This window comes from uncultured Escherichia sp. (assembly GCF_948475835.1).
Taxonomy (GTDB): Bacteria; Pseudomonadota; Gammaproteobacteria; order Enterobacterales; family Enterobacteriaceae; genus ECMA0423.
In genome coordinates, this window is record NZ_CAOLGM010000006.1 from 50,696 (window position 1) to 70,561 (window position 19,866).

General features: G+C 50.6%; 15 protein-coding genes. 11 read left to right on the forward strand and 4 right to left on the reverse strand.

Features of this window, described 5'->3' with window-relative positions:
• Positions 1-52 precede the first annotated feature (52 nt).
• The 8 genes from lrp to dmsC all read left to right on the forward strand — a co-directional run bounded on the left by lrp (position 53) and on the right by dmsC (position 12,432).
• Complete coding sequence (lrp, locus tag QZF50_RS02535) at positions 53-547, forward strand: leucine-responsive transcriptional regulator Lrp (protein WP_000228473.1); 495 nt, start codon at positions 53-55, stop codon at positions 545-547.
• Between the two features lie 134 nt (positions 548-681).
• Positions 682-4,749 carry a DNA translocase FtsK gene (ftsK, locus tag QZF50_RS02540; RefSeq protein WP_000077054.1) on the forward strand — a complete coding sequence of 1,356 codons (4,068 nt, stop codon included), beginning with the start codon at positions 682-684 and terminating at the stop codon, positions 4,747-4,749.
• Positions 4,750-4,907: 158 nt separating this feature from the next.
• On the forward strand, positions 4,908-5,519 hold the full coding sequence (gene lolA / locus QZF50_RS02545; protein WP_001295343.1) for an outer membrane lipoprotein chaperone LolA: 612 nt from the start codon (positions 4,908-4,910) through the stop codon (positions 5,517-5,519).
• A 10-nt stretch (positions 5,520-5,529) separates the two neighbouring features.
• Complete coding sequence (rarA, locus tag QZF50_RS02550; protein WP_000067751.1) at positions 5,530-6,873, forward strand: replication-associated recombination protein RarA; 1,344 nt, start codon at positions 5,530-5,532, stop codon at positions 6,871-6,873.
• 90 nt (positions 6,874-6,963) lie between these two features.
• Complete coding sequence (serS, locus tag QZF50_RS02555) at positions 6,964-8,256, forward strand: serine--tRNA ligase (protein WP_000886683.1); 1,293 nt, start codon at positions 6,964-6,966, stop codon at positions 8,254-8,256.
• A gap of 238 nt (positions 8,257-8,494) precedes the next feature.
• Positions 8,495-10,939 (forward strand): dimethylsulfoxide reductase subunit A, encoded by a 2,445-nt coding sequence (dmsA, locus tag QZF50_RS02560; RefSeq protein WP_000850313.1) that lies wholly within the window; start codon positions 8,495-8,497, stop codon positions 10,937-10,939.
• 10 nt (positions 10,940-10,949) lie between these two features.
• Positions 10,950-11,567 carry a dimethylsulfoxide reductase iron-sulfur subunit DmsB gene (gene dmsB, locus QZF50_RS02565; RefSeq protein WP_000213098.1) on the forward strand — a complete coding sequence of 206 codons (618 nt, stop codon included), beginning with the start codon at positions 10,950-10,952 and terminating at the stop codon, positions 11,565-11,567.
• Between the two features lies 1 nt (position 11,568).
• Positions 11,569-12,432 (forward strand): dimethyl sulfoxide reductase anchor subunit DmsC, encoded by an 864-nt coding sequence (gene dmsC, locus QZF50_RS02570; RefSeq protein WP_000534648.1) that lies wholly within the window; start codon positions 11,569-11,571, stop codon positions 12,430-12,432.
• A gap of 35 nt (positions 12,433-12,467) precedes the next feature.
• On the opposite strand, the gene ycaC is transcribed toward dmsC, so the two are convergent.
• Entirely contained in the window at positions 12,468-13,094 is a 627-nt protein-coding gene (gene ycaC / locus QZF50_RS02575; protein WP_000165876.1) for an isochorismate family cysteine hydrolase YcaC, read from the reverse strand.
• Between the two features lie 314 nt (positions 13,095-13,408).
• Between ycaC and QZF50_RS02580 the strand changes: the two genes are divergently transcribed.
• Positions 13,409-14,557 (forward strand): MFS transporter, encoded by a 1,149-nt coding sequence (locus QZF50_RS02580; RefSeq protein WP_000109289.1) that lies wholly within the window; start codon positions 13,409-13,411, stop codon positions 14,555-14,557.
• 209 nt (positions 14,558-14,766) lie between these two features.
• Positions 14,767-16,197, forward strand: coding sequence for an amino acid permease (locus tag QZF50_RS02585; RefSeq protein WP_000918506.1), 1,431 nt, complete (start codon positions 14,767-14,769; stop codon positions 16,195-16,197).
• Here the strand turns inward: QZF50_RS02585 and QZF50_RS02590 are convergent, their stop codons facing one another.
• On the reverse strand, positions 16,198-17,106 hold the full coding sequence (locus QZF50_RS02590; protein WP_001242675.1) for a LysR family transcriptional regulator: 909 nt from the start codon (positions 17,104-17,106) through the stop codon (positions 16,198-16,200).
• A 99-nt stretch (positions 17,107-17,205) separates the two neighbouring features.
• Between QZF50_RS02590 and QZF50_RS02595 the strand changes: the two genes are divergently transcribed.
• Positions 17,206-17,796 (forward strand): NAD(P)H oxidoreductase, encoded by a 591-nt coding sequence (locus tag QZF50_RS02595; protein WP_061892233.1) that lies wholly within the window; start codon positions 17,206-17,208, stop codon positions 17,794-17,796.
• A gap of 81 nt (positions 17,797-17,877) precedes the next feature.
• Here the strand turns inward: QZF50_RS02595 and pflA are convergent, their stop codons facing one another.
• Positions 17,878-18,618, reverse strand: coding sequence for a pyruvate formate lyase 1-activating protein (gene pflA / locus QZF50_RS02600; RefSeq protein ID WP_000111043.1), 741 nt, complete (start codon positions 18,616-18,618; stop codon positions 17,878-17,880).
• A 191-nt stretch (positions 18,619-18,809) separates the two neighbouring features.
• On the reverse strand, positions 18,810-19,866 hold a 1,057-nt coding region (locus QZF50_RS02605), incomplete at its 5' end, for a pyruvate formate lyase family protein (protein ID WP_290388818.1).

Here is a 19,866-nt window from a genome sequence, read left to right on the forward strand (position 1 = left end):
GATGTTTCAGGGTCAGACAGGAGTAGGGAAGGAATACAGAGAGACAATAATAATGGTAGATAGCAAGAAGCGCCCTGGCAAAGATCTCGACCGTATCGATCGTAACATTCTTAATGAGTTGCAAAAGGATGGGCGTATTTCTAACGTCGAGCTTTCTAAACGTGTGGGACTTTCCCCAACGCCGTGCCTTGAGCGTGTGCGTCGGCTGGAAAGACAAGGGTTTATTCAGGGCTATACGGCGCTGCTTAACCCCCATTATCTGGATGCATCACTTCTGGTATTCGTTGAGATTACTCTGAATCGTGGCGCACCGGATGTGTTTGAACAATTCAATACCGCTGTACAAAAACTTGAAGAAATTCAGGAGTGTCATTTAGTATCTGGTGATTTCGACTACCTGTTGAAAACACGCGTGCCGGATATGTCAGCTTACCGTAAGTTGCTGGGGGAAACCCTGCTGCGTCTGCCTGGCGTCAATGACACACGGACATACGTTGTTATGGAAGAAGTCAAGCAGAGTAATCGTCTGGTTATTAAGACGCGCTAACACGGAACAGGTGCAAAATCGGCGTATTTTGATTACACTCCTGTTAATCCATACAGCAACAGTACTGGGGTAACCTGGTACTGTTGTCCGTTTTAGCATCGGGCAGGAAAAGCCTGTAACCTGGAGAGCCTTTCTTGAGCCAGGAATACACTGAAGACAAAGAAGTCACATTGACAAAGTTAAGTAGCGGCCGTCGCCTTCTGGAAGCGTTGCTGATCCTTATTGTCCTGTTTGCCGTCTGGTTGATGGCTGCCTTACTAAGCTTTAACCCTTCGGACCCCAGCTGGTCGCAAACGGCCTGGCATGAACCTATCCATAATTTAGGTGGGATGCCCGGTGCGTGGCTGGCAGATACGCTGTTCTTTATTTTTGGCGTGATGGCTTACACCATTCCCGTCATTATTGTCGGCGGTTGTTGGTTTGCCTGGCGTCATCAGTCCAGTGACGAATACATTGATTATTTTGCCGTTTCGCTACGCATCATTGGCGTTTTGGCGCTCATCCTTACCTCCTGTGGTCTGGCGGCAATCAACGCTGACGATATCTGGTATTTTGCCTCCGGTGGCGTCATTGGCAGCTTACTAAGCACTACGCTACAACCACTGCTACACAGTAGCGGGGGAACTATTGCGCTGCTCTGCGTTTGGGCTGCGGGCCTGACGCTGTTCACCGGTTGGTCATGGGTGACCATTGCTGAAAAACTCGGCGGCTGGATTTTAAACATTCTCACCTTCGCTAGTAATCGTACCCGTCGCGATGATACCTGGGTCGATGAAGATGAATATGAAGATGACGAAGAGTATGAAGATGAAAACCACGGCAAACAGCATGAATCACGCCGTGCCCGTATTCTTCGCGGCGCGCTAGCGCGTCGTAAACGGTTGGCGGAAAAATTCATTAATCCGATGGGGCGGCAAACAGACGCTGCGTTGTTCTCCGGTAAGCGGATGGATGATGACGAAGAGATTACCTACACTGCACGCGGTGTGGCTGCCGACCCGGACGACGTCCTATTTTCGGGCAATCGTGCAACGCAGCCAGAATATGACGAATACGATCCATTATTAAACGGTGCGCCAATTACCGAACCTGTCGCTGTGGCAGCTGCTGCTACCACGGCGACACAAAGCTGGGCTGCGCCGGTTGAACCTGTGACTCAGACGCCGCCTGTTGCCTCTGTTGATGTTCCACCTTCGCAACCTACAGTAGCCTGGCAGCCTGTACCGGGTCCACAAACGGGAGAGCCGGTTATTGCTCCTGCACCGGAAGGTTACCCACAGCAGTCACAATATGCGCAGCCTGCAGTGCAATATAATGAGCCGCTGCAACAACCAGTACAGCCGCAGCAGCCGTATTATGCACCTGCAGCTGAACAACCTGCGCAACAACCTTACTACGCTCCTGCGGCGGAACAACCTGTTCAGCAACCGTATTACGCCCCTGCGCCAGAACAACCGGTGGCAGGTAACGCCTGGCAAGCCGAAGAGCAGCAATCCACTTTTGCTCCACAGTCTACATACCAGACTGAGCAAACTTATCAGCAACCAGCCGCTCAGGAGCCGTTGTACCAACAGCCGCAATCCGTTGAACAGCAGCCTGTTGTGGAGCCTGAACCCGTTGTAGAAGAGACAAAACCCGCGCGTCCGCCGCTTTACTATTTTGAAGAAGTGGAAGAGAAGCGAGCCCGTGAACGTGAACAACTTGCGGCCTGGTATCAACCGATTCCAGAACCGGTTAAAGAACCAGAACCGATCAAATCTTCGTTGAAAGCGCCTTCTGTTGCAGCAGTACCTCCAGTAGAAGCCGCTGCCGCTGTTTCTCCGCTGGCATCTGGCGTGAAAAAAGCGACACTGGCGACGGGGGCTGCCGCAACCGTTGCCGCGCCAGTCTTCAGTCTGGCAAATAGCGGTGGACCGCGTCCGCAAGTCAAAGAGGGGATTGGCCCGCAGTTGCCACGACCGAAACGTATCCGCGTGCCAACTCGTCGTGAACTGGCGTCTTACGGTATTAAGCTGCCCTCACAGCGTGCGGCGGAAGAGAAAGCCCGTGAAGCCCAGCGCAATCAGTATGATTCTGGCGATCAGTATAACGATGATGAAATCGATGCGATGCAGCAGGATGAACTGGCACGTCAGTTCGCCCAGACACAGCAGCAACGCTATGGCGAACAGTATCAACATGATGTGCCCGTAAACGCAGAAGATGCAGATGCTGCGGCAGAGGCTGAACTGGCTCGTCAGTTTGCGCAAACTCAACAACAACGTTATTCCGGCGAACAACCGGCTGGGGCGAATCCGTTCTCGCTGGATGATTTTGAATTTTCGCCAATGAAAGCGTTGCTGGATGATGGTCCACACGAACCGTTGTTTACGCCAATTGTTGAACCTGTACAGCAGCCGCAACAACCGGTTGCACCGCAGCAGCAGTATCAGCAGCCGCAACAACCAGTTCCGCCACAGCAGCAATATCAGCAGCCGCAACAGCCGGTTGCGCCGCAGCCGCAGTATCAGCAGCCACAACAGCAGGTTGCGCCGCAGCCACAATATCAGCAGCCGCAACAACCGGTTGCGCCACAGCCGCAATATCAGCAGCCGCAACAACCAGTTGCGCCGCAGCCGCAGTATCAACAGCCGCAACAACCGGTTGCACCGCAGCAGCAGGATACCCTGCTTCATCCGCTGTTGATGCGTAATGGCGACAGCCGTCCGTTGCATAAACCGACGACGCCGCTGCCTTCTCTGGATTTGCTGACACCGCCGCCGAGCGAAGTGGAGCCGGTAGATACCTTTGCGCTTGAACAAATGGCTCGCCTGGTGGAAGCGCGTCTGGCTGATTTCCGTATTAAAGCCGATGTCGTCAATTACTCTCCGGGGCCGGTTATCACTCGCTTTGAACTTAACCTGGCTCCTGGCGTAAAAGCGGCGCGCATTTCTAACTTGTCACGGGACCTTGCCCGTTCACTTTCGACGGTGGCGGTGCGTGTCGTTGAAGTTATTCCTGGCAAACCCTATGTAGGTCTGGAGTTACCAAATAAAAAACGACAAACCGTTTATCTGCGCGAAGTTTTGGATAACGCCAAATTCCGCGATAATCCGTCGCCATTAACCGTGGTGCTGGGTAAAGATATCGCCGGTGAGCCGGTGGTTGCCGATCTGGCGAAAATGCCGCACTTGTTGGTTGCGGGGACTACCGGTTCCGGTAAATCTGTCGGTGTGAACGCGATGATCCTGAGCATGCTTTATAAAGCACAGCCAGAAGATGTACGTTTCATCATGATCGACCCGAAAATGCTGGAGCTTTCGGTTTATGAAGGCATTCCGCATCTGTTAACGGAAGTCGTTACTGATATGAAAGATGCCGCCAACGCGCTGCGCTGGTGTGTTAACGAGATGGAGCGTCGTTATAAACTGATGTCTGCGCTGGGTGTGCGTAATCTGGCGGGTTATAACGAAAAAATTGCTGAAGCCGATCGCATGATGCGTCCGATTCCAGACCCGTACTGGAAGCCGGGTGACAGTATGGATGCCCAGCATCCGGTGCTGAAAAAAGAACCATACATTGTGGTGTTGGTTGACGAATTTGCCGACCTGATGATGACGGTAGGTAAAAAAGTGGAAGAGCTGATAGCACGTCTGGCGCAAAAAGCCCGTGCCGCGGGTATCCACCTCGTACTGGCAACTCAGCGTCCATCGGTTGATGTTATTACTGGTCTGATTAAAGCGAATATTCCGACCCGTATCGCCTTTACCGTATCCAGTAAGATTGACTCACGTACCATTCTTGATCAGGCTGGCGCGGAATCACTGCTGGGGATGGGGGATATGCTCTACTCTGGGCCGAACTCCACGTTGCCGGTACGTGTCCATGGTGCTTTTGTTCGCGATCAGGAAGTTCATGCCGTGGTGCAGGACTGGAAAGCGCGTGGTCGCCCACAGTATGTTGATGGCATCACTTCCGACAGTGAAAGCGAAGGTGGCGCGGGCGGTTTCGATGGCGCTGAAGAACTGGATCCGTTGTTCGATCAGGCGGTGCAGTTTGTCACTGAAAAACGCAAAGCGTCAATTTCTGGCGTACAGCGTCAGTTCCGCATTGGTTATAATCGTGCAGCGCGTATTATCGAACAGATGGAAGCGCAGGGGATTGTCAGCGAACAGGGGCACAACGGTAATCGTGAAGTGCTGGCCCCACCGCCGTTTGACTAATTAATGCATCGTATGCCGGATAAGGCGCGGTAGCGTCGCATCCGGCACTCTGGTAACTGAAAATTCAGTATTTTCTTCTTTCCTCAAGCTGATTATTAGCCTGGAATAGAGAGTAGAGGGAACTCCCGATCGGGAGTGACGTAATTTGAGGAATAATGATGAAAAAAATTGCCATCACCTGTGCATTACTCTCAAGCTTAGTAGCAAGCAGCGTTTGGGCTGATGCCGCAAGCGATCTGAAAAGCCGCCTGGATAAAGTCAGCAGCTTCCACGCCAGCTTCACACAAAAAGTGACTGACGGTAGCGGCGCGGCGGTGCAGGAAGGTCAGGGCGATCTGTGGGTGAAACGTCCAAACTTATTCAACTGGCATATGACACAACCTGATGAAAGTATTCTGGTTTCTGACGGTAAAACACTGTGGTTCTATAACCCGTTCGTTGAGCAAGCTACGGCAACCTGGCTGAAAGATGCCACCGGTAATACGCCGTTTATGCTGATTGCCCGCAACCAGTCCAGCGACTGGCAGCAGTACAATATCAAACAGAATGGCGATGACTTTGTCCTGACGCCGAAAGCCAGCAATGGCAATCTGAAGCAGTTCACCATTAACGTGGGACGTGATGGCACAATCCATCAGTTTAGCGCGGTGGAGCAGGACGATCAGCGCAGCAGTTATCAACTGAAATCCCAGCAAAATGGGGCTGTGGATGCAGCGAAATTTACCTTCACCCCGCCGCAAGGCGTCACGGTAGATGATCAACGTAAGTAGAGGCACCTGAGTGAGCAATCTGTCGCTCGATTTTTCGGATAATACTTTTCAACCTCTGGCCGCGCGTATGCGGCCAGAAAATTTAGCACAGTATATCGGCCAGCAACATTTGCTGGCTGCGGGGAAGCCGTTGCCGCGCGCTATCGAAGCCGGGCATTTACATTCTATGATCCTCTGGGGGCCACCGGGTACCGGCAAAACAACCCTCGCTGAAGTGATTGCCCGCTATGCGAACGCTGATGTGGAACGTATTTCTGCCGTCACCTCTGGCGTGAAAGAAATTCGCGAGGCGATCGAGCGCGCCCGGCAAAATCGCAATGCAGGTCGCCGCACTATTCTTTTTGTTGATGAAGTTCACCGTTTCAACAAAAGCCAGCAGGATGCATTTCTGCCACATATTGAAGACGGCACCATCACTTTTATTGGCGCAACCACTGAAAACCCGTCGTTTGAGCTTAATTCGGCACTGCTTTCCCGTGCCCGTGTCTATCTATTGAAATCCCTGAGTACAGAGGATATTGAGCAAGTACTAACTCAGGCGATGGAAGACAAAACCCGTGGCTATGGTGGTCAGGATATTGTTCTGCCAGATGAAACACGACGCGCCATTGCTGAACTGGTGAATGGCGACGCGCGCCGGGCGTTAAATACGCTGGAAATGATGGCGGATATGGCCGAAGTCGATGATAGCGGTAAGCGGGTCCTGAAGCCTGAATTACTGACCGAAATCGCAGGTGAACGTAGCGCCCGCTTTGATAACAAAGGCGATCGCTTTTACGATCTGATTTCCGCACTGCATAAGTCGGTACGTGGTAGCGCACCCGATGCGGCGCTCTACTGGTATGCGCGAATTATTACCGCCGGTGGCGATCCGTTATATGTCGCGCGTCGTTGCCTGGCAATTGCTTCCGAAGATGTCGGCAATGCCGACCCACGGGCGATGCAGGTGGCAATTGCGGCCTGGGATTGCTTTACTCGCGTTGGCCCGGCGGAAGGTGAACGCGCCATTGCTCAGGCGATTGTTTACCTGGCCTGCGCGCCAAAAAGCAACGCTGTCTACACTGCGTTTAAAGCCGCGCTGGCGGATGCTCGCGAACTTCCGGATTATGACGTGCCGGTTCATTTGCGTAATGCGCCGACGAAATTAATGAAGGAAATGGGCTACGGGCAGGAATATCGTTACGCTCATGATGAAGCAAACGCTTATGCTGCCGGTGAGGTTTACTTCCCGCCGGAAATAGCACAAACACGCTATTATTTCCCGACAAACAGGGGCCTTGAAGGCAAGATTGGCGAAAAGCTCGCCTGGCTGGCTGAACAGGATCAAAATAGCCCCATAAAACGCTACCGTTAATGTTATCGTTGCGGTAATGTTGTTACTGTATCCCTGTGGTCGCAGGCTGTGGCCACATCTCCCATTTAATTCGATAAGCACAGGATAAGCATGCTCGATCCCAATCTGCTGCGTAATGAGCCAGACGCAGTCGCTGAAAAACTGGCACGCCGGGGCTTTAAGCTGGATGTAGATAAGCTGGGCGCTCTTGAAGAGCGTCGTAAAGTATTGCAGGTCAAAACGGAAAACCTGCAAGCGGAGCGTAACTCCCGATCGAAATCCATTGGCCAGGCGAAAGCGCGCGGGGAAGATATCGAGCCTTTACGTCTGGAAGTGAACAAACTGGGCGAAGAGCTGGATGCAGCAAAAGCCGAGCTGGATGCTTTACAGGCTGAAATTCGCGATATCGCGCTGACCATCCCTAACCTGCCTGCAGATGAAGTGCCGGTAGGTAAAGACGAAAATGACAACGTCGAAGTCAGCCGCTGGGGCACCCCGCGTGAGTTTGACTTTGAAGTTCGTGACCATGTGACGCTGGGTGAAATGCACTCTGGCCTCGACTTTGCAGCCGCAGTTAAGCTGACCGGTTCCCGCTTTGTGGTAATGAAAGGGCAGATTGCTCGCATGCACCGCGCACTGTCGCAGTTTATGCTGGATCTGCATACCGAACAGCATGGCTACAGTGAGAACTATGTTCCGTACCTGGTTAACCAGGACACGCTGTACGGTACGGGTCAGCTGCCGAAATTTGCTGGCGATCTGTTCCATACTCGTCCGCTGGAAGAAGAAGCAGACACCAGTAACTATGCGCTGATCCCAACGGCAGAAGTTCCGCTGACTAACCTGGTGCGCGGTGAAATCATCGATGAAGATGATCTGCCAATTAAGATGACCGCCCACACCCCATGCTTCCGTTCTGAAGCCGGTTCATATGGTCGTGACACCCGTGGTCTGATCCGTATGCACCAGTTCGACAAAGTTGAAATGGTGCAGATCGTGCGCCCGGAAGACTCAATGGCGGCGCTGGAAGAGATGACTGGTCATGCAGAAAAAGTCCTGCAGTTGCTGGGCCTGCCGTACCGTAAAATCATCCTTTGCACTGGCGACATGGGCTTTGGCGCTTGCAAAACTTACGACCTGGAAGTATGGATCCCGGCACAGAACACCTACCGTGAGATCTCTTCCTGCTCCAACGTTTGGGATTTCCAGGCACGTCGTATGCAGGCACGTTGTCGCAGCAAGTCGGACAAGAAAACCCGTCTGGTTCATACCCTGAACGGTTCTGGTCTGGCTGTTGGTCGTACGCTGGTTGCGGTTATGGAAAACTATCAGCAGGCTGATGGTCGTATTGAAGTACCAGAAGTTCTGCGTCCGTATATGAACGGACTGGAATATATTGGCTAATACCCAATTTTTCTGAATCTAAAAAGCGCCTGCGGGCGCTTTTTTTGTCTCCCTTTGATACCGAACAATAATTACTCCTCACTTACACGTAATACTACTTTCGAGTGAAAATCTACCTATCTCTTTGATTTTCAAATTATTCGATGTATACAAGCCTATATAGCGAACTGCTATAGAAATAATTACACAATACGGTTTGTTACTGGAATCAATCGTGAGCAAGCTTGAGTGAGCCATTATGAAAACGAAAATCCCTGATGCGGTATTGGCTGCTGAGGTGAGTCGCCGTGGTTTGGTAAAAACGACAGCGATCGGCGGCCTGGCAATGGCCAGCAGCGCATTAACATTACCTTTTAGTCGGATTGCGCACGCTGTCGATAGCGCCATTCCAACAAAATCAGACGAAAAGGTTATCTGGAGCGCCTGTACAGTTAACTGTGGTAGTCGCTGCCCGCTACGTATGCACGTCGTGGACGGTGAAATCAAATATGTCGAAACGGACAATACCGGCGATGACAATTACGACGGCCTGCACCAGGTTCGCGCCTGTCTGCGTGGGCGTTCCATGCGTCGCCGTGTCTACAATCCGGACCGCCTGAAATATCCGATGAAACGAGTCGGGGCGCGCGGTGAAGGCAAATTCGAGCGCATTAGCTGGGAAGAAGCCTACGACATCATCGCGACCAATATGCAGCGCCTGATCAAAGAGTACGGCAACGAGTCTATCTATCTGAACTATGGCACCGGTACGCTGGGCGGCACCATGACCCGCTCCTGGCCGCCGGGAAATACCCTGGTCGCGCGCCTGATGAACTGCTGCGGCGGTTATCTTAACCATTACGGTGACTACTCTTCTGCGCAAATTGCGGAAGGTTTGAACTATACCTACGGCGGCTGGGCAGATGGTAACAGCCCGTCGGATATCGAAAACAGTAAATTGGTAGTGCTGTTTGGTAATAACCCAGGCGAAACGCGAATGAGTGGCGGTGGGGTGACTTACTATCTTGAACAGGCACGCCAGAAATCTAATGCCCGCATGATCATCATCGATCCGCGCTATACCGACACCGGTGCCGGGCGCGAAGATGAGTGGATCCCTATTCGTCCAGGAACAGATGCCGCACTGGTTAACGGTCTGGCGTATGTCATGATCACCGAAAACCTGGTGGATCAGGCATTCCTTGATAAATATTGCGTTGGCTACGATGAGAAAACCCTGCCCGCTAGCGCGCCGAAAAATGGCCACTATAAAGCTTATATTCTGGGTGAAGGGCCAGATGGCGTGGCTAAAACACCGCAATGGGCCTCGCAAATCACCGGTATCCCGGCAGAGAAAATCATTCAACTGGCACGGGAAATCGGCAGTACCAAACCGGCGTTTATCAGCCAGGGATGGGGGCCACAGCGCCACGCCAACGGTGAAATCGCGACTCGCGCTATCTCGATGCTGGCGATTCTGACCGGTAACGTCGGTATTAACGGAGGCAACAGCGGCGCGCGTGAAGGTTCATACAGCTTACCGTTTGTCCGTATGCCGACCTTGGAAAACCCGATCCAGACCAGCATTTCGATGTTTATGTGGACCGATGCCATTGAACGTGGCCCGGAAATGACAGCGCTGCGTGATGGTGTACGCGGGAAAGATAAGCTGGATGTGCCGATCAAAATGATCTGGAACTATGCCGGTAACTGCCTGATTAACCAGCATTCTGAAATCAACCGTACCCATGAAATCCTTCAGGATGATAAGAAGTGCGAGCTGATTGTGGTTATCGACTGCCACATGACCTCATCGGCGAAATATGCTGACATCCTGCTGCCTGACTGCACCGCTTCCGAACAGATGGACTTTGCACTGGATGCATCCTGCGGGAATATGTCTTACGTGATTTTCAACGATCAGGTGATTAAACCGCGCTTTGAATGTAAGACCATCTATGAAATGACCAGCGAACTGGCAAAACGTCTTGGCGTTGAGCAACAGTTTACTGAAGGCCGTACACAGGAAGAGTGGATGCGGCATCTGTATGCCCAGTCGCGGGAAGCGATTCCTGAACTGCCAACGTTTGAAGAGTTCCGCAAGCAGGGGATCTTTAAAAAGCGCGACCCACAAGGGCATCACGTTGCTTATAAAGCCTTCCGTGAAGATCCGCAGGCAAACCCACTGACTACGCCATCGGGCAAAATTGAGATTTATTCGCAGGCGCTGGCTGACATTGCCGCTACCTGGGAATTGCCAGAAGGCGATGTGATCGATCCACTGCCGATCTACACGCCGGGCTTTGAAAGTTATCAGGATCCGCTGAACAAACAGTATCCGCTGCAGCTTACGGGTTTCCACTATAAATCTCGCGTTCACTCAACTTACGGCAACGTTGATGTGCTGAAAGCGGCTTGCCGTCAGGAAATGTGGATCAACCCGCTTGATGCGCAAAAACGCGGTATCAACAACGGCGATAAAGTCAGGATCTTTAACGATCGTGGTGAAGTTCATATTGAGGCGAAAGTGACGCCACGAATGATGCCGGGTGTGGTCGCACTGGGTGAAGGTGCCTGGTATGACCCGGATGCAAAACGTGTCGATAAGGGCGGTTGTATTAACGTACTGACCACTCAACGTCCGTCTCCTCTCGCTAAGGGGAATCCGTCACATACAAACCTTGTTCAGGTTGAAAAGGTGTAAGGAGTAACCGATGACAACCCAGTATGGATTTTTTATTGATTCCAGCCGTTGCACCGGTTGCAAAACCTGCGAGCTGGCCTGTAAAGACTACAAAGATTTGACGCCAGAAGTCAGCTTCCGCCGCATTTATGAATATGCTGGCGGCGACTGGCAGGAAGATAACGGTGTCTGGCACCAGAACGTGTTTGCCTACTATCTGTCGATTTCATGTAACCACTGCGAAGATCCGGCTTGTACTAAAGTCTGCCCGAGCGGTGCGATGCATAAACGTGAAGATGGTTTTGTTGTGGTCGATGAAGATGTGTGCATTGGCTGCCGCTACTGCCATATGGCTTGCCCGTATGGCGCACCGCAATATAACGAAACGAAAGGCCATATGACCAAATGCGATGGTTGTTATGACCGTGTTGCGGAGGGTAAAAAGCCGATCTGTGTTGAATCTTGTCCGCTGCGGGCGCTGGATTTCGGCCCTATCGACGAGCTGCGTAAAAAACATGGCGATCTGGCGGCCGTTGCGCCGTTGCCGCGAGCTCACTTTACCAAACCGAATATTGTGATCAAACCCAATGCCAATAGCCGCCCGACCGGGGATACCACTGGCTATCTGGCAAACCCGAAGGAGGTGTGAGATGGGAAGTGGATGGCATGAATGGCCGCTGATGATCTTCACGGTCTTCGGGCAATGTGTAGCAGGTGGTTTTATCGTTCTGGCTTTGGCGCTGCTCAAAGGCGACCTGCGAGCAGAAGCCCAGCAGCGTGTTATCGCCTGCATGTTTGGTTTATGGGTGCTGATGGGCATTGGCTTTATCGCCTCTATGCTCCATCTTGGTTCACCAATGCGCGCTTTTAACTCGCTCAACCGGGTAGGGGCTTCAGCACTCAGTAACGAAATCGCCAGCGGTTCGATCTTTTTTGCTGTAGGCGGCATCGGCTGGTTGCTGGCAATGCTGAAAAAGCTGTCACCGGCATTGCGTACGCTATGGCTGGTGGTGACGATGGTTCTTGGCGTCGTCTTTGTCTGGATGATGGTGCGTGTGTATAACAGCATTGATACCGTTCCGACCTGGTACAGCATCTGGACGCCGATGGGCTTCTTCCTGACGATGTTCATGGGCGGCCCGTTACTGGGTTACCTGTTGCTGAGTCTGGCTGGCGTCGATGGCTGGGCGATGCGTCTGCTGCCAGCCATTTCTGTACTGGCACTGGTGGTGAGTGGTGTGATGTCAGTGATGCAGGGCACAGAGCTGGCAACTATTCATAGTTCTGTGCAGCAGGCCGCAGCGCTGGTGCCGGACTATGGTGCGCTGATGTCCTGGCGGATCGTGCTTTTGGCCGTTGCCCTGTGCTTGTGGATTGCACCACAGCTAAAAGGTTATCAGCCTGCGGTTCCGCTACTATCCGTCTCATTCATTCTGCTTCTGGCAGGGGAATTAATCGGTCGCGGCGTATTCTATGGTTTGCATATGACCGTGGGGATGGCCGTCGCAAGCTAATCAGTAACAACCGGGGTTTCGGCCCCGGTTCTCTTTTATTTCTGCTTCGTTAACGTGTCATAACTGGTCATCAAATTACGATAATCAGGAATATGGTTAGAGAACAACGTCGCCAGTCCTTCAATATCATTACGCCAGTCACGGTGCAGCTCGCACGCCACGCCGAACCATGTCATCAATTGCGCACCTGCTTGCGACATGCGATCCCATGCCGAATGCCGGGTAATTTCATTAAAGGTCCCTGACGCGTCAGTCACAACAAAGACATCAAACCCTTCTTCAATGGCTGAAAGCGCCGGGAATGCCACGCAAACTTCGGTTACCACACCGGCAATAATTAACTGTTTTTTACCTGTCGCTTTGACTGCTTTTACAAAATCTTCGTTATCCCAGGCGTTAATATTTCCCGGGCGAGCAATGTAAGGTGCATCGGGGAATTGTGCTTTCAGTTCTGGAACTAATGGACCGTTAGGACCGGTTTCAAAACTGGTGGTAAGAATAGTAGGTAAGTTGAAATACTTAGCCAGGTCACCCAGCGCCAGCACGTTATTTTTAAACTTATCGGGTTCGATATCCCGTACAAGGGAAAGTAAACCAGCCTGATGATCAACAAGCAAAACGGCAGCATCATTTTTATCAAGACGAACATACGGTTTGGTCATCCTCTTCTCCTTTCGAGAGTCAGTGGTACGTCTGAAATCGGTCAGACGTGATGCATTGCTCTGAAAGCATAGACGGGAAATATGAGTTTGCTGTGACCATGAAATTTTTCGACTGAACGAAGCGTATGAAATTTGTGTTAGATCAATAAAAACAATCAGATGAGATTAATCATCTCTTCAGCATTAGCGTTATGAATGAGTAATATAAATCGATAATACCGCCGCTGCGATATGCGCGTATTTTCACCCATTGACAATGTTTTTGGCGGTGGCATGATGCGCATGAAATTTGAACTTCCTCACGGTTTTAATTCATGTCCACGTATACCCGGCCTGTCATGCTTTTGCTGTCTGGCCTGCTTTTGTTGACTCTGGCGATCGCGGTGTTAAATACACTCGTGCCGCTTTGGCTCGCCCAGGAACACATGTCCACATGGCAGGTAGGCGTTGTCAGCTCATCCTATTTTACCGGCAACCTTGTCGGTACATTGCTGACAGGGTATGTCATTAAACGCATTGGCTTTAACCGCAGCTATTATCTGGCCTCCTTCATTTTTGCCGCTGGCTGTGCCGGCCTTGGCCTGATGATTGGTTTCTGGAGCTGGTTGGCGTGGCGTTTTGTCGCTGGCGTCGGCTGTGCCATGATTTGGGTGGTTGTTGAGAGCGCGCTGATGTGCAGTGGGACGTCACGTAACCGTGGGCGTTTGCTTGCTGCATACATGATGGTTTATTACGTGGGAACGTTTTTAGGCCAGTTACTGGTCAGCAAGGTCTCAACCGAGCTGATGAGCGTATTGCCGTGGGTTACAGGTTTGACATTGGCAGGGATCTTACCGCTGTTGTTTACGCGTGTGCTGAATCAGCAGGCTGAAAACCATGATTCGACGTCAATTACGGCAATGCTAAAACTCCGTCAGGCGCGGCTTGGCGTGAATGGCTGCATTATCTCAGGAATCGTTCTGGGATCTCTATATGGCCTGATGCCGTTGTACCTCAATCACAAAGGGGTGAGCAATGCCAGTATTGGTTTCTGGATGGCGGTACTGGTCAGTGCGGGTATCCTCGGACAATGGCCGATTGGACGTCTGGCGGATAAGTTTGGTCGACTGCTGGTGTTGCGTGTTCAGGTCTTTGTCGTCATTCTCGGCAGTATCGCGATGCTTAGCCAGGCGGCGATGGCCCCTGCGTTATTCATCCTCGGTGCCGCTGGCTTTACGCTATATCCGGTGGCGATGGCCTGGGCTTGTGAGAAAGTTGAACATCATCAACTGGTGGCGATGAACCAGGCCTTACTGTTGAGCTATACCGTGGGAAGTCTGCTTGGCCCGTCATTTACCGCTATGCTAATGCAGAATTTCTCCGATAATTTATTGTTTATCATGATCGCCAGCGTATCGTTTATCTATTTGCTGATGCTGCTGCGCAACGCCGGTCATACGCCGAAACCCGTTGCTCACGTGTAAATGAATTCAAGCAGAGTGTGAACTTACTGTTTCACACTCTGCTTTTTTGTTTCTTCTATCTGACTTGCTTTATTCCAAATTTTATTCGTTTAAAAATAAAATGTGCAGCAGGCTATAATTTTGCATTTCGCTATTTCCGCACTTCTTATTTGCCGCGCATAATCCCTCGTTTTACAGATGCCCCTTTAATTTTGGCGAAGGATTTGTCTATGGCTGGGAATGTTCAGGAAAAACAGTTGCGATGGTACAACATTGCGCTGATGTCTTTTATCACTGTCTGGGGTTTTGGCAACGTTGTTAATAACTATGCCAACCAGGGGCTGGTGGTTGTTTTTTCATGGGTGTTTATCTTTGCACTCTATTTCACACCTTATGCGCTAATTGTTGGTCAGTTAGGCTCGACCTTCAAAGATGGGAAGGGCGGGGTCAGTACCTGGATTAAACACACGATGGGACCCGGACTGGCTTATCTCGCCGCGTGGACCTACTGGGTGGTGCATATTCCCTATCTGGCACAAAAACCCCAGGCAATTCTGATTGCGCTCGGTTGGGCGATGAAAGGCGACGGTTCGCTAATCAAAGAATATTCAGTCGTAGCGTTACAGGGGTTAACGCTGGTGCTGTTTATCTTCTTTATGTGGGTTGCTTCACGCGGTATGAAATCGCTGAAAATCGTCGGTTCTGTGGCAGGGATTGCGATGTTTGTTATGTCGCTCCTGTATGTGGCGATGGCGGTAACCGCGCCTGCGATTACTGAAGTGCATATTGCGACCACAAACATTACCTGGGAAACGTTCATTCCTCATATCGACTTTACCTACATTACCACTATTTCAATGCTGGTTTTCGCGGTTGGCGGAGCAGAGAAGATTTCTCCTTACGTTAATCAAACGCGCAACCCAGGAAAAGAATTTCCAAAAGGGATGCTATGCCTGGCGGTGATGGTTGCGGTTTGTGCCATTCTGGGCTCACTGGCGATGGGGATGATGTTTGACTCGCGTAATATCCCGGATGACTTAATGACTAACGGTCAATATTACGCCTTTCAGAAGCTGGGCGAGTATTACAACATGGGTAATACTTTAATGGTGATTTACGCCATTGCGAATACCCTGGGACAAGTAGCTGCGCTGGTATTCTCGATTGATGCCCCGCTTAAAGTGCTATTAGGTGATGCTGACAGCAAATATATTCCAGCCAGTTTATGTCGTACCAACGCTTCTGGTACGCCCGTTAATGGCTATTTTCTGACCCTGGTGCTGGTGGCAATTCTGATTATGCTGCCGACTCTCGGCATCGGTGATATGAACAATCTCTATAAATGGCTGTTGAATCTTAACTCGGTAGTGATGCCGCTGCGTTATTTATGGGTATTTGTTGCATTTATTGCAGTCGTTCGCCTGGCGCAGAAATATAAACCAGAATATGTCTTTATTCGTAATAAGCCTCTGGCAATGACCGTCGGGATTTGGTGTTTTGCCTTTACCGCCTTTGCCTGTTTGACGGGGATCTTCCCGAAAATGGAAGCCTTCACTGCAGAGTGGACCTTCCAGTTGGCGCTGAATGTTGCAACGCCGTTTGTGCTGGTAGGATTAGGACTGATATTCCCGCTGCTGGCGCGTAAAGCGAATAGTAAATAATTATTGTGGTCGGTGACGCTGACTCTGGCAGATCTGACCCGTTTTTACATAATCGAGAAATGCGCGCAAGCCGCAGGACATATACTGGCGGTTTGGATAATAGATCTGGAAGCCTGGACGCTCTGTGCTCCAGTCTTCCAGTACACATTCTAAACGACCAGTATCAAGGTACTCCTTGATCTGTTCATAGAGCAGATACCCGATACCAGCACCCATCAAAACGGCCTCCAGTTCAGCATCAACATCATCCAGAATGATATTTCCTGCGACAGCAATTTCCAGCTCCTTTGCAAATTGCCAGTGGAAAGGTTTGCCGCTGGGATAACGAAAAACAACACATTGATGATTAAGCAGATCATGAGGATGGCGGGGTTTGCCATATCTTGCAAAGTACTCTGGCGTTGCTGCTACACATAATTTCACTGGCGGGCCGATCGCCACGCTGATCATATCTTTTTCGACGATGCCACTAAGTCGAACGCCAGCGTCAAAGCCCTGTTGGACGATATCGACAAGAGAGTCGTCAGTTGTGAGCTCGACTTTAATATCAGGATATTCACGTGTGAAACCAACCAGTAAAGGCATTAAAAATATACGTGCAGCTACCCGGGCGGCATTGATTTTGAGCGTTCCTGTCGGTGTCAGACGAAAATCATTCATCTCATCTAACATGATCTGAATTTCGTCGAAAGCTGGGCGCAATCGTTCATAGAGATTAGAACCCGCTTCCGTTAACGATACGCTTCGGGTTGTCCGATTGAATAAGCGAATTTTAAGACGTTGTTCCAGTGTTTTAATACTATGGCTAATGGCGGACGAGGATAAGCCTAATTCATCGCCCGCTGCACGAAAGCTTTGATTACGGGCCACGGCAAAGAAAGTGGCAAAGTCAGACATATTCATCCGCATTAGTGAAAATCCTTCATTAACTCATCCTGAATCATCACGTTTACAGGATTATGCCGCCTGCGTAAAGTGCGCTCCAGAACTTAACGTGGAGGTAAAATTATGCAGTCTGAACGTATTTATTTGGTATGGGCCCATCCTCGTCATGATTCATTGACCGCACATATTGCTGATGCGATCCATCAGCGGGCAATGGAGCGGAAAATACAGGTGACGGAACTCGATTTATATCGGCGTAATTTCAACCCGGTGATGACGTCGGAAGATGAACCAGACTGGAAGAATATGGATAAACGTTATTCTCCAGAGGTTCATCAGCTTTATTCAGAGCTGCTTGAGCATGACACGTTAGTGGTGGTTTTTCCTCTCTGGTGGTACAGCTTCCCGGCAATGCTAAAAGGATATATTGACAGAGTATGGAATAATGGGCTGGCTTATGGAGATGGGCACAAATTACCATTCAATAAAGTTCGTTGGGTGGCGCTGGTTGGAGGAGACAAAGAATCATTTGTCCAGATGGGCTGGGAAAAAAATATAAGCGATTATTTAAAAAATATGTGCAGTTATCTTGGTATTGAAGATGCCGATGTCACTTTCTTGTGTAATACAGTGGTATTCGATGGGGAAGAACTTCACGCGAGCTATTATCAGTCGTTATTATCTCAGGTACGGGATATGGTAGATGTACTATAAGATGTGTTAAAAACGCTGTAGCAGAATGAAGCGCGGAATAAAAAAGCGGCAACTCAATAAAGTTGCCGCTTTACGGGGAAATTAGAACATTACCTTATGACCGTACTGCTCAAGAATGCCTTTCACGCGTTCCATGGTCTCTTTCTTCGGTGGTTTAACACCGTCGAGTTTGTACTCTTCACCCATTGCCACCCATTTGTGTTTGCCCAGTTCGTGGTAGGGGAGAAGTTCGATTTTCTCAACGTTACCCATATCACGGGTAAATTCACCGAGGCGATGCGCTGAATCGTCATCGTCAGACCAGCCTGGGACAACAACGTAGCGGATCCACACCTTCACATTTTTATTCGCCAGATATTTGGCGAACTCCAGCGTGCGGTGGTTGGAAACTCCAACCAGATTTTGGTGGATCTCGTCGTTCATCTGTTTGAGATCGAGCATTACCAGGTCGGTAACTTCCAGCAGTTCATCAATCACCGGATCGTAACGACGAACAAAACCGTTGGTGTCCAGACAGGTATGAATGCCTTCTTTTTTGCAGGCGCGGAACCAGTCACGAACAAACTCAGCTTGCAGGATTGCTTCACCGCCGGATGCGGTAACGCCGCCGCCGGAAGCGTTCATAAAGTGGCGATAGGTCACCACTTCCTTCATCAAATCTTCAACGGTAACTTCTTTACCGCCATGCGTGTCCCAGGTGTCGCGGTTATGACAATACAGGCAGCGCATCAGGCAGCCCTGGAAAAAGGTGATAAAGCGAATACCTGGGCCGTCTACGGTTCCACAGGATTCAAAGGAGTGAATGCGACCAATAACTGACATTGCGGTGTTTCTCCAGATGTGGCCCATCTGAGGCCGTGTTGGTGCGCAGCTCGAAGGCTACGTCGAGTCTGTTTTGGCAGTCACCTTAAAGTATAGATAGCTGACAAAAAAGGCTCTCGTGCTAAAAAAGGCCCCACTTTCGTGGAGCCTTTATTGTACGCTTTTTACTGTACGATTTCAGTCAAATCTAATTACATAGATTGAGTGAAGGTACGAGTAATAACGTCCTGCTGCTGTTCTTTAGTCAGCGAGTTGAAACGTACTGCGTAGCCAGATACACGGATGGTCAGCTGCGGATATTTTTCCGGGTTTTCCATCGCGTCGAGCAGCATTTCACGGTTCATCACGTTAACGTTCAGGTGCTGACCACCTTCGATGGATGCTTCGTGGTGGAAGTAACCATCCATCAGACCAGCCAGGTTGGTCTTACGAACTTCGTCGTCTTTACCCAGTGCGTTCGGAACGATAGAGAAGGTGTAGGAGATACCATCTTTAGCGTAAGCAAACGGTAGTTTAGCAACGGAAGTCAGAGACGCTACAGCACCTTTCTGGTCACGACCGTGCATCGGGTTAGCACCCGGTCCGAACGGCGCGCCAGCACGACGACCGTCTGGGGTGTTACCAGTTTTCTTACCATACACAACGTTAGAAGTGATGGTCAGAACAGACTGAGTCGGGATAGCGTCACGGTAGGTGTGCAGTTTCTGAATTTTCTTCATGAAACGTTCTACCAGGTCAACAGCCAGGTCATCTACACGCGGATCATTGTTACCAAACTGCGGGTATTCGCCTTCGATTTCGAAGTCGATAGCCAGACCGTCTTCGTCACGAATCGGTTTAACTTTCGCATATTTGATTGCAGACAGGGAGTCAGCAGCAACGGACAGACCAGCGATACCACACGCCATGGTGCGGATAACGTCACGGTCGTGCAGCGCCATCAGAGAGGCTTCGTAGCTGTACTTGTCGTGCATGTAGTGGATGATGTTCAGTGCAGTGATGTACTGTTTAGCCAGCCAGTCCATGAAGTGATCCATGCGCTCCATCACTTCATCATAGTTCAGGACATCGCCTTTGATCGGTTCAGACTTCGGACCAACCTGCATTTTCAGTTTTTCGTCAACGCCGCCGTTGATTGCGTACAGCATGGTTTTCGCCAGGTTTGCACGCGCACCGAAGAACTGCATTTGTTTACCAACGATCATCGGGCTTACGCAGCAAGCAATAGCGTAGTCATCGTTGTTGAAG